Annotated in this window: 8 protein-coding genes; 5 read left to right on the forward strand and 3 right to left on the reverse strand. The window is 43.1% G+C overall.

What is annotated here, in order from left to right; translation table 11 throughout:
- The 3 genes from K2Q26_13655 to K2Q26_13665 all read right to left on the reverse strand — a co-directional run.
- On the reverse strand, window positions 1–3,503 hold a 3,503-nt coding region (locus tag K2Q26_13655; protein ID MBY0316564.1), incomplete at its 3' end, for a hypothetical protein.
- 297 nt (window positions 3,504–3,800) lie between these two features.
- Entirely contained in the window at window positions 3,801–4,127 is a 327-nt protein-coding gene (locus tag K2Q26_13660; GenBank protein ID MBY0316565.1) for a hypothetical protein, read from the reverse strand.
- Between the two features lie 272 nt (window positions 4,128–4,399).
- Window positions 4,400–4,654: a helix-turn-helix domain-containing protein gene (locus K2Q26_13665; protein MBY0316566.1), complete on the reverse strand. Its 255-nt coding sequence runs from the start codon at window positions 4,652–4,654 to the stop codon at window positions 4,400–4,402.
- A gap of 350 nt (window positions 4,655–5,004) precedes the next feature.
- Between K2Q26_13665 and K2Q26_13670 the strand changes: the two genes are divergently transcribed.
- The 5 genes from K2Q26_13670 to K2Q26_13690 all read left to right on the forward strand — a co-directional run bounded on the left by K2Q26_13670 (window position 5,005) and on the right by K2Q26_13690 (window position 12,504).
- Window positions 5,005–7,563, forward strand: a complete 2,559-nt coding sequence (locus K2Q26_13670; GenBank protein ID MBY0316567.1) for an AAA family ATPase — start codon at window positions 5,005–5,007, stop codon at window positions 7,561–7,563.
- 618 nt (window positions 7,564–8,181) lie between these two features.
- The gene (locus K2Q26_13675; GenBank protein MBY0316568.1) at window positions 8,182–9,624 is read left to right on the forward strand and encodes a sigma-54 dependent transcriptional regulator; all 1,443 of its coding nucleotides are present in this window, start codon (window positions 8,182–8,184) and stop codon (window positions 9,622–9,624) included.
- Entirely contained in the window at window positions 9,624–10,691 is a 1,068-nt protein-coding gene (locus K2Q26_13680; protein MBY0316569.1) for a radical SAM protein, read from the forward strand. Before K2Q26_13675 ends, K2Q26_13680 begins: the two co-directional genes overlap by 1 nt.
- Window position 10,692: 1 nt before the next feature.
- Window positions 10,693–11,019 carry a hypothetical protein gene (locus K2Q26_13685; GenBank protein MBY0316570.1) on the forward strand — a complete coding sequence of 109 codons (327 nt, stop codon included), beginning with the start codon at window positions 10,693–10,695 and terminating at the stop codon, window positions 11,017–11,019.
- A 3-nt stretch (window positions 11,020–11,022) separates the two neighbouring features.
- Window positions 11,023–12,504 (forward strand): hypothetical protein, encoded by a 1,482-nt coding sequence (locus tag K2Q26_13690; protein ID MBY0316571.1) that lies wholly within the window; start codon window positions 11,023–11,025, stop codon window positions 12,502–12,504.
- Window positions 12,505–12,565 lie beyond the last annotated feature (61 nt).

Raw genomic sequence — 12,565 nt, forward strand, 5'->3', positions numbered from 1 at the left:
CTGAATGCAAGAGTCCCGTTAGAGACTCCTGAATCAACAAGTTCCAGACGCGCGCCTGGATTATTCGTGCCTATCCCAACATTCCCATTCGCAAGAATGGTCATACGATCAGAACCATTAGTAGTTGCAGCTAAAACATCAGCGGAAGGGGAGTACCAGCCTGTATTTGGATCTCCGGCAAAGCTATAGGTCGGATTTGTCGCTGAACCAGCGGCTGTCGTAATTAAAGGTCCTCTAGTGGTGGGGGACTGAAGGCCCACTGTATTAAATTCAAAAGTTTGAGATCCACCGGAAGCGACACCGATGGCATTGGAATTGGAGTTGTAAAAACCAGTATCGGCTTCTGTGGTAAAACTTATGCTCGGAGCAGCGGCGGTGCCGGTATTGGCGTTCACACTCGTCGCCTGACTTGCCGCCGACCAGCTTAAACCCCCAGAGCCATTGGTAGTGAGCACAGTTCCATTTAATCCATCGACATTGGGTAAAGTCCAAGTGATGTTCGAGGCTACTGTCGCTGGAGAGCGAAGGGCGACGTAATTTGACGAATCACTATCTGCAAATCGCACTTCATTTTGCGCATTTAATGTAAGAGGACCGGTCATCGTATCGCCTGATTTTGCGAGTTTTTCGCTATCAAGTTCATTAAGGGCGGCTTGCACTGTCACTGCGGCAATGTTTCCTGAAGCAGAGTTTGTGATTTGCGTCGCTGTGTAATCCCCAGCTGTCGCAACGACCGCACCAGTTCGGGTAAACACACTCACCACAGCGTTGTTGTCTGATCCGCACTCCCATTGTTCGAGAGCATTATTCCATTTTAAAGTATCCAGGTTTGTGCAATTTGTATTATTGGGTTTGTATTTAAAATATTTGGAGCCGCCGTTTATAATTTTATCTATACTTACCGTATCAATCTTGGCATCTGTTACTGCACCATCATTAATTTTTGCGGTGGTAACGTTGGCATCTAAAATCTTTAAAGTTGTGATCGCGTTATCGGCAATATCAATTGTCGCAATTGTGCCGTCATTAATATGCGTTGAAGTGATTCCAGCCGTGGCTACTCCAAGAGTAGCAGGCCCTGATGTGGCTCCGCCGGTCAGACCACTTCCGGCAATGACCTCGGTAATATCCCCATTATTTCCGGCCACCCAACTAAGCACGCCAGAACCATTGGTCGAGAGAAAGGCTCCGCTCGCTCCATCGACATTCGGTAATGTCCAAGTGATGTTCGAGGTGACAGAGGCCGGTGAGCGAAGCGCCAGATAATTTGACGAATCACTGTCTGCAAAACGCATCTCGTTTTGCGCATTTAATGTAATCGCCGCGGTGGAGGTGACCGCCGCGTTTGTAGTCAAGGTGCTATTTAAGATGAGCGCCCCACTCATGGTGTCTCCGGCTTTTGAGACTTTTTCGGTATCTAATTCATTGATCGCCGCTTGAGCCGTGACGGCAGATATATTACCAGCCGCAGTATTTGTGATCTGAGTCGCGGTGTAATCTCCAGCCGTCGCAACGATCGCACCGGTTCGGGTAAAGACGCTCGAGACAGCATCCGTATTTGTATCAATATCATTATCGCAATTCCAGCGTAAATCGGCGGTGGACCATTTAAGAACTTGATTGTTTGTGCACACAATTCCGTTAGGAGCATAGGTAAAGTAATTGCCGCTGGAACTTAGGAGTTTTTCAACACCCATCGAAGTGATTTTTGCATTTGTCACGGCACCATTTAAAATTTTGCCGGTGGTCACGGCGTCATCTGCCAAATCCAAAGTGGCTATAGTTCCATCAAGAATTTTGCTGGTGGTTACCGCATCACCGGAGAGTTGAGTTGCGGTAATGCCACTGGTTTTAACAAAAATTTGGTTTGATCCGTTCATGCCAATTGTCGAATCATCATATAAAAGAGAAAGAGAAATAGCGCCGCTTGTGGCCCCGCCAGAGAGTGGAAAAGTGGTATTCACCGCCGTCACATCACCACCGGCATTGTTATCATCGCCGCAAATCCAACCCATCGGAAGTGCCGCGCTCCACTTCAGAGTTTGTCCAACGGTACACGCCGTTGCGGCAGGCTCATAAGTTAAATACTCCGCCGGGCCAGAAACAATTTTTGTAGGACTTACGGTATTAATTTTCTGCGAAGTCACACTAGAGTCTGCAAGATCGGCTGTCGCTATTGTGCCGTCCAATATCTTTCCCGTGGTCACGGCATCCGCATTGATCTTTGCGGTGGTTACGCCTAAATCTTTAAGCTGTAGCTGGTTAGAGCCGTTGATTTCAGTACTTGAGTTATCAGTCACAATAGTAATGGTCGCGGCCCCTGTGGCGACCCCGCCACTTAAACCACTTCCCGCATTCGTATTCACTGCTGTGATGTCGCCAATCGTTCCCGCCGTAGCAGCGTCTAAAACTTCAAGAGCAGAGCTCCCGTTCCACCACATGAGCTTTCCGGTGTCGCTATTGTACCAAGTGGCTCCGGCATTGGCCACCGTCAATGGGCTTGCGATAAGTGTGGCCTGTTGGGCATTAGTGTATTTGCCAATAGTGATTGTTTTTTGCGAAGACATTGTAATGTGGCCGCTTCCTAAGAAATCAAAACCACCCATCGTAATACTTCCACCCATTGTGCCACCGGCAAGTGGAAGCTTGGTGGTGTCAGTCCCCGTGGGAATAACTCCTAAAGGAAGTGTGCCTGAGGTTATTTTTGCTGCATCAATGCCGCTTGCGAGCATGGAATTAGTCACGCCACCTGCGGCAATGGCGATGGTTCCACTAGTGGTGATCGTTCCGCCACTTAAGCCACTTCCGGCAATGATGCTGGTGACGGTCCCTGTACCGGCCCCACCTCCGCCGATGACTTGTACACTCGTACCATCATAAAATTTCACTTGATTTGTAGTGGAGTCAAACCACGTCGCGCCTGCGGCGGGAGCCACGGGGTCAGCGGCAAAGCTTGGAAGATTAGCTCCATTAGCTCCTACGGGCATGTAGTTGGGACTTGTTCCTGAAATCAAAGCCAAAAGACTGGTGTAGTTGGTTCCGCCGAGTAAATTTTCAAGATTACTTTGCGTGAGATTTTGTAGAGCATTAACCTGCACAAAATTATTTGGAGTTAAACCCTGAAGACTATTGGCGTACCAAGCAAATGGAGTGGATTGCATGTGGAAATCTTGCGCCAAAGTAACAAGTCCACCACCATCGTTATAACTAATGCGCATTTTTCGCGTATGCCCAGAAAGAGCGTTGTAACTTGTGCCCGAAGAACAGGTGGTAATACCGGTAAAATTTTGACCATTTTTAAAAATATCTAACAAAGCTGATGTGTCCTCGAAGTTAGTCCCACTTCTGATCCCTGCACCGATATTCAAACTAAATACTCCGGTAGAAGCGAGCATGTTGATCGAGTGTTGTTCTTCATACATGACGCAATCATTGACCGGCGATAAAATTTGAATTGTAAAAACCACGGGATTTGCTTCTAGAGGAATGCCCCCAGTTTTCATGATCTGCCCTTGATAAACGAAACTGGATGGGACTTGTGCTAAAGACTTGGCAGTAAAAATAAACCACGACACCACAATAAGAATGGAACATTTCAAAATGTGAGTGTTATGCCTAATCATGATATAGATATATCGGTAGAAACCTTAATATATTGAACACTCTTTACATAATTTGGATGAGCTATCGCCTCAATATAAGACGAAAGTGAGAAGCCATTTACGACGAAGGACTAGATCTATTAGAATTCACAGGTCCATGCGGTAAAGATTACTGATAGTACCCCTAAAAATAATATTTTAGTGGATCGCGCTGGGATCAGATCTCAAAGTGACACCCGTTTCTTCGATCAGTGGTTTATCAATCCTTTTGCCACTAGACCCTGACACGAGATCAGGCCCGGCTAGTGTTGGGGAGTGACTTGCACCAAGGGTATCAAACAAAATCGCCTTTTGATCAAAGCTTCTTATGAATTCGACGTTTACAATCTGGCTATGACCAGCAACTTTAAGAGCTTTGACTCCGTCACGGTGTGAGCGGATTTTGCACACAGAAAGACCTTCGGAGTTCGTGTTTGTGCAAATGAGACTATTGATTCCCATTTGAATATTTTGATCAAAAGCCACAGGCCTATTTGAGATGGGATGCCCTGAGTGATCTAGGATTTTAAGAGTCAGGGTCAACTCTGAAAAGCCATCGGCGATAGCTGTAGTCGATGAAACAACATTGATTTGAGGTAAAGAGGGGTTAGTTCTACCTCCACCGTTAACGAAATCAGTAACGATTTTGGTACAAGAAGTAATTCCCAAGAAGAGGCAAAGCAAAAGTATTCTGCAAAGACCGTGTCCCATTTTTGCCTTATCGGAGAAATAGAGAATATATTGAAACAAAAAAATAATTAGCCAATAGTGATTTTAATATCTAAAAAACGGCAGATGTAAAAGAGCATGGGTAGGCTAGGGTAACGTCGCGACTGCTCGATTGTTTTTAGGGTACTTAGGCCAATATTGAGTTGTTCTGCAAGTTCTTCCTGAGAAAGGTTCAAACGTTCGCGTTTTTTCTGAATTTTTCGAGCAATACCTCGCAACTGTTTATCTGCATCAATTTGAAATCTTTGGGGAATTCCCTCAAGTCTTTTGCTGACCATAATCATAATGGCAACATGAGGTTACTAATAGTAACAGCGACTATTAGTAACCTTTTTTACAGGACTAATAAATGCTCGAAAGAATGTTAATAAATCAAAAATGTTTGTGGTTGAATTTGCCTTGAGTGAGTGAAAGACGGTGGAATATCTCACTAGGGTCAGATCTATAAACGCGCCCCATATGTGACAAATGGTGTAAGTGAACCGCTTTTTTTTTATTCGAGGTCTTAGAGCGTCCATCCGAGTTGAAGCAACGCGTCTTTTATGGGCAGGCCAGCTTCAAGTCTCAGATTTTAATAAAATCCCAATATGGGATTTTGACGCAGAGCTTGGATCTCGGGTAGGTTGCTTTTGAAATGCAAACTCCACTGAACGCATCAGAAGAAAATCTCGAACGTCTTAACGGAATTGTTGAGCGAGTGACCTTTCATAATCCAGAGAATGGATGGACTGTACTTAAAGTGTCTTCGTTTCGCGATCCCGGTCGAATGATTACTGTGTTAATTCATCAGGTGAAGGTCTTTGCAGGATCGACAATGGAGTTTTTGGGATCATACAATTATCATCCAAAATATGGAGAGCAGTTCAAGGCTGTTCGAGCCGTGGAGAAAAAACCGGCGTCGGCAGCGGCTCTTGAAAAGTATCTTGGGTCTGGTCTTATTCGTGGCGTAGGTCCCGCAACCGCTAAGAGAATCGTCGGTCACTTTAAAGACCGGACTTTGGAAGTTTTTGAGGACGACATTGACGAGTTAATGAGAGTTCCAGGAATTGCCGAGAAAAAACTTGAACAGATAAAAACCTCATGGGCAGAGCATAGAGCTATCCGTGATGTTATGATTTTCTTACAGGGCTACGGTATCAGTACGCTTTTTGCTACAAAAATTTACAAAACTTATGGTGATCAGGCGATACGAATTGTTTCGGAGAATCCTTATCGGTTGGCACACGATATTTACGGCATTGGTTTTTTTTCTGCTGACAAAATTGCATTGGCAATGGGATTTGAAAGAACCGGAGAGCTTCGGATCGAGGCGGGCATTAAACATGTGCTGGCGGGGAGTCGCGACGAGGGTCATTGCTATTTGACGGAGGCACAGATTTTCAGTGGTTCGGTAGAGCTTTTGCGTGAAAAAATAGAAATCGAAAGAATTCAGGGCGTTCTGAACAAACTGCACCACACCGATCAAATAAAAAAAAGACGGTTACCGAGCATCGGCGAAGTCTCGTCAGACTGTCACTATTCTAAGGGCTTATATTTTGACGAAATGACGACAGCTCATCTTATCAGACATTTTTTAGCCTCGAAAACCACTATCGATCCGCAGCGGATTGATGCTTGGGTTTCAAGATACTGTGAAAAACACGAAATTAAATTAAGCGACGAGCAAAGAGCGGCTGTTTCTGAAATACCAAAATACTCTTTTTCAATTCTGACGGGTGGCCCCGGTTGTGGAAAAACAACATGCACGAAAGTTTTAGTGGCACTTCTTAAGGCCATGAAGAAAGAAGTGATTCTTGCGGCGCCCACTGGCCGAGCCGCCCAACGGATGACCGAAGTGATAGGCTTTGAATCTAAAACGATTCATCGCTTGCTGGAATGGGCACCGGATAAAGGCGGATTTAAGAAAACTGAGGAAAATCCCCTATCGGTTGATTTTTTAATTGTAGATGAGACTTCGATGTTAGACATCAGTCTCGCGTCAAGTCTTCTCAAAGCAGTTCCCAGTGAGGCGCAGATTTTATTTATCGGTGACCCCGATCAACTCCCTGCCGTAGGGGCAGGTGACGTTCTGGCCGATCTTTTGAGGGCAGAGAATGTTCCTCGATTCCGTTTGACGAAAGTATTTCGCCAGGCTCAAGCATCCTCTATTATTCGCTTCGCCCATGAAATTAACGCCGGTCAGATTCCAAAAATAATTTCTCCGCTGGCTCATTCTAAAGCTTTTACTGAAGGGCATGATTGCTTATTCGTCGATGCGGACGAGGCTACTCAAGATCAGATTACTTTTTTAAGGAGAACTAAATTCGCAATTGAGAAAACCCTCGACCAGAACGAAAAGCATCTGCTTAAGTCCGGTGACGCTTGGATAGGTCGGTTGCAAAAAACATCCAGTGGCTTAGAGGTGGATTCGCTTTACCGGCCCGAAAACGTGAATGAACAAAGTGTGCGCGAGTCTGTACTTGTGATTCCAGAAAAATTTAAACATGTCGATTTGGTAAAATTGGCGCAGGCCGAAAAAGAGCATTTGGAACTTATGGAAATTTTAAAATCGTTTCATCCCTGGTCTTCGCTGCACTATGGACTGAGTGCCGCTCAGACGGTGATTAGGCTTTATACGAAAACTATTCCGGAGTGGTTTGGAGGTCGGGCAGAAATTCAGGTGCTCACTCCCCAGGTGCGCGGCAGTGTCGGCTCCCTGAGTCTTAATGAAGCTTTACAGGCCGCGAACAATCCTGAAGCTCCGGGAAAATGTCAGGTTCAGTTTGGCGGTCGCATTTTGCGTGAAGGTGATCGCGTCATTCAGACACGGAACAATTACGATCTCGGGGTTTTTAATGGCGACATCGGCGTGATTACTAAAGTTGATGCGGAAGAAGTGGGTTGCGAGGTACTTTTCGGCGGTGGTGACCAGCGGCGGATTCAATATGAAAAAGATAACTTGGGAGAGTTGTCTTTAGCTTACGCCGTCACAATTCACAAGAGCCAAGGGTCGGAATTTCAAGTGGTAATAATTCCCGTTTTAGGCCAACATTTTAATATGCTATTTCGCAATTTGATTTACACCGGACTTACGAGAGCCAAAAAGCTGGCTATATTTGTCGGCTCAAGAAAGGCGTTTGCTATGGCCGTAGGCCAAATTGATAATCGCCAACGGCAAACAGCTCTTACCGAGCTCTTATCTAAGAGCCCATAGTTGTTTTATTAAAAACGAATTATTTATAAAATTAAGTGGCGAGGGTAGATAAAAAAATTGACTGGAGCGACAGCCATGCCATCCGAGACGTGGTAGAAAAACTACGACAGATTAGCGAGCGGTTTTTCCGAGAATGGGGACCAGATATATGGAAAGTAGGGGCTAGCCAACATTCACAAGTGCTCTAATACTATTTAAAAATATACAGTTTAAAATATAATGAAATTTTCATCAGCTTTTGATATTTATTCTGTGTTCACAATGTAAAATCTTCAGTTTATCTTGCAAACTCGATTTGTTTAATATCATATTACATTTCGTAACGTATTATATGGTTGCGATGGACCGGCCAAGTACCTTGATTTCAGGGGGATAATAAGGAGAGGAACTATAAGAAACAGCTTATTGTTCCATCGATGGACCACCAAATTGTCGCAAGCATGTGTCCCGTAATTAAGAGATTCAACAGTTTAGCCTTCTTTAGTAGTGAACCTGTCTTTTATAATCGGTCCATTTATAGACCACTTATTGAAGTTTTTGCTTTGGAAACTAATATTTCAACCTTACGAGTTGGCATTAGAGTTGCTCTAACGAACGGATGATAACATGGAGCCTTGTTTGAAATATAAAATTTTAATCGCTGATGACAACATATTAACACTAGAGACATTCAAGTACCAACTCCGTAATTATACGAACGTTGAACCATTGTTTATAAATTCAGCTAAAGAGTCTTGGCAGGCTGTTAAATCAGATCCATACGGATTCGCAGCAGTCGTCCTAGATTTTCATTTTGAGGAAGAAAATATCAATGGTGCTGAATTGGCAATTCAAATGTTTCAGAAGAATCCTAAGTTACCAATTATAATATGTACAGGTGACGAATCATCCGCACCTGCAATCATAAGCCTACGAGCGAGAGTTAAAGATTTTGTCGCTAAAGATGATATAGACGGCTTTACCCGAGCTTTAGACAAGTGTTTATTGGAGTACGATGAATTGATACGGGGGATTGGTGATTCTAACTTATCAGTAAAAAACAGACTGCAAGAAAATGAGCAATTTATGAGTAGCCTAGGGATTATTGGCAGATCAGAGAGCATGAGGCAAGTTTGCGAAGTCATTGACCGAGTAAAGGACGACAAAGCGACTGTTTTGGTTAGAGGTGAGTCTGGTACAGGCAAAGAGGTTGTTGCCCGTGCTCTGCACTACAGCTCTTGTCGTAAAAGCAATTCGTTTATCGCAATTAATTGCGCCGCCATTCCAGCGGCACTTCTTGAGAGTGCATTATTTGGACATGAAAAAGGTTCTTTTACTGGAGCTGATAGTCGGAGAATTGGATTCTTCGAGCAAGCCCATAAAGGAACTCTTTTTTTAGATGAAATTGCAGAGTTGCCTTTTGACCTTCAAGCAAAGTTACTAAGAGCTATAGAGGATGAAACGTTTTACTCAGTAGGTGGCAAAAGCGAGATAAAGGTTGATGTTCGAATTATTGCAGCCACTAATGTTGATCTTAAGAAGGCTATTCAGGAGAAGAAGTTTAGGGAAGATCTCTACTATCGTTTACACGTAGTGCCGCTAGAACTTCCTCCGCTTCGAGATAGACCGGAAGACATTGAGCCTTTAGTTTCCTGCTTCCAAAAAAAATACCGAGGAAAGACTGAGAAGAGAATTCTTTACAGAACTTTAGAAAATTTAAAATCTTATGATTGGCCAGGTAACGTGAGGGAATTAGAGAATATTGTGGAAAGCATGTTTGTTCTCTCTCGCACGGATGAAATAGGTCCAGAAAATCTCCCCAGCTATCTTCTAAGTAGTATTCGCGAACCATCATCAGATTTTACAGTTTCCTATGATGTCGATTACCCAACTTTTAAGCGCGAAGCACTGAGCTATTTACAGCAAAAGGAAAATGACTTCTTAATTACAAAAATGGGCCAAATTCGTTCGTTACGGAAGGCAGCAGACTTTTTGAAAATACCTAAGACCACTTTGCTTAGGAAACTGAGCGCGCTTGGCTATGAAGGTGCAGACGAACTGATTAATAAGGAATCGTTGTAATGGCCAAGTCGATACTTAACTCAATAATGAAGCGTTTGGTAGGATCACTTGGTGGGCAAAAATTTTTGCACATTCAGCTAGATATTACAAATAGCTGTAATCTGTCTTGTTCACATTGTTATCACAAAAACCACAACAATCGTGGGGCGATCAAATATGACGATTGGATTATTATTCTCAATGAGTATGAATCGCTATGTAACAAACTTTATTTAGATCCGGTCGTTACTTTTTGCGGAGGAGAGCCATTAGCATCAATGCTACTGTCGCCCTTAATTGAAAATGTAAATAGTCGCTGGCCTGGGGTTGCGATAAATATTCTTTCTAATGGAGTTCTTGTGACTCCAGCGGTTGCCAAGAGATTCAAAGAATTCAACATAACTTTTCAGATTTCAATTGATGGTCCAAATGCATCCGAGCATGATTATTTTCGAGGTCGAGGAAACTTCGAAAAAGCAATCGGGGGTGTCCATACACTGCGTGAAAACAATATATCCACACTACTCCTTGCAATACTGTCTCGAAGGACTTCACGTAATATTAGTGAGTTTTTTGCTTTAGCAAAAGAATTAAATGTTAATGCAATGAATTTCACTCGCTTTATTCCATTAGGCTTTGGATCAGGCCTTGAGAGTTCTGGGGCAGATTCCGCATTAACAGGACATGATTTGCGAATAGCATTAACTAAGGTACTGGAGTATTCAAAAAACTACGGTGTTCGCACAAATACCAATCAGCCACTTTATCACTTACTTGATTCAAAGTTGGGTGCGGGATCAAAATTTGGTTTTCAGGGTTTGGTTGTCGATTATCGAGGTAATCTTAAGGTGTCCAGCCGTGCTGATCATGTATTAGGGAATATCCTCTCGGACGGCCTTGAAAACCTATTTTTAGAGTCTCCTTTAATGAAGTCGCTACGAAGAGGCGAAATTGAAACTTGTGGAAAATGCGAGTTCTATCGCCGGTGTGGTGGTGATCGCAATTCAAGTTACGCGACTTCTGGATCATTTCTTAAGGAAGATCCTGGATGCTGGATTATTACAAATAAAAACAGAGCGGAGGCTTAAGATGTATTATTTAAAAAGGTTTTTGTTGGTTGTTTGTTCATTAATGCCGATTCGATCAATTGCTTTTGCCGTTAATTTTGCAAGCAATGTTGAGATTCCAAAAGTGAGTAAAATGGAATTAAGTGCAGAATTTTTTCGCCGATTGGATCAGGGTTTATTGCCAGATAAATACTTCCAGTATTTTGAAGAAAACGGTATCGCTTCTTCCGATGGGCTAAGGGCAACGTCGAATTCAAAAATCCTTTCTAATGCATTGAAGAGGTTTGAGAAAGACATGCTAGATTCAGCTTTAATTCTGTCAGCAACTAGCAGTGTCATTACGGAGTAAAAAATGAGGTCTATCTTTGGGTTTTCTTGTGCTGTCTTATTATGCTCATGCATAACCGCCACCAAAACCGATACCTCTATAAAAGTGGGAGTGCCTTCTGAATGGGGGGAACTGATTCCTGCTTTACAACATTCAGCCTACGCTGATGCGATTCTATCAAATGAGTACGAAACCCTGGTTAGGATTGGGGCAGGTGGCTTAGTTGAGCCGCTTTTAGCTAAAAGCTGGACTATAAAAGAGCATTATACCGTATTTGAGTTTAAGATAGACTCTAAGAAGAAATTTTCAAATGGTAAGCCTTTAACATCTTACGATTTCAAAAAATCGTGGGAATCTGCGCTTTCAGTTATCCCGAAGTCAGCTAACAATAGCCTCAGAGATGTCCTTTATAAAGTTGCCGGGTTCGATGAGTTTGATAAAACTGGATCATTGCAAGGTTTACGAACTCCAGACGAAACGACTCTGATTATTGAATTTAAGCGTCCATTTCGCACTGCTTTGGTTTATTTGGCAGGAGCTAGGATGGCGGCATATATAAAAGAAAAAGAGGAATACCTGGGGACCGGACCTTATGTATTGTTTAGCCAGTCCTATGGAAAAGCCGAATATATTCGCAATCAGTTTGCTACTGAACATGGTGGATTTGCGCGAATTACATATGAAGTTGTAGCCCCCAACGAAGCAATAGAGGCACTGAAAGCGAACAAGATACAACTTTATATTTTTGCTGAAAAAACTAGTATTGATGAATGTTATGACAATAGTTCAGTTGTCTCATGTTATCTCGGCAGTGTTTCAAGGCATTCCACTCTTATTCTAAACGGTAGAAAAGGGAGCTTTTTTGCTAACCTTAAACACCGTAAAGCAATTCAAGCATTAATGTATGAGGCCGTGACAGCCGGCGATTTGCCTTCTCATCTGAAAAGTACGCTAATCGTAGATCCCCAGATCTATCTACCTCTTCAGGCGGGCCAGATTGAAAAATCAGATGCTGATAAAATAATTAGAGAAGGCCAAAAGTATATTACTGAGTTTAAAAATCAAACTAAGAAACGCCCATTATTAGTTACGGCAAGTCAAACCGAAAGCTGGATATTTGACTACTTAAAAAAACGAGGGGTCGCACTACATTTGCAATCTGCTATAGCGGAAGGTGAAGAGATCAGAAACATATACTACAAAAGTTTTAAATCTGATCTTCTTGTGCTAGGGCTGGCTGTTGTGAGCGGAGATCCAGACGGTATTTTTCACGCTTTAGGAAAAGATGGTTCGATCGCTTCACCGATGTCTTATCGACCAGAACTTGCGAGGCTCTTGGAGCAAGGCAGATCAATTCTGGATGCGAAGTTAATATCTCCACATTATCAAAAAGTTACTCGTGCTGCTTTAGAAGAGGTGCCATTTGTCCACCTTGGCTTTTTAAAAACAAGGATGGCTTACCGTAAGGATGTTATCCAGGTTAACAAAAACGTAACCCCTGCGTAATCAGCGGTACTGGCGGATTCGTTTGGCGTGTTGCAGGGGAGTTTCAAAGGCATCTCCCTCT

Source organism: Bdellovibrionales bacterium (assembly GCA_019750295.1).
In the GTDB taxonomy this organism is placed as follows: Bacteria; Bdellovibrionota; Bdellovibrionia; order Bdellovibrionales; family JAGQZY01; genus JAIEOS01.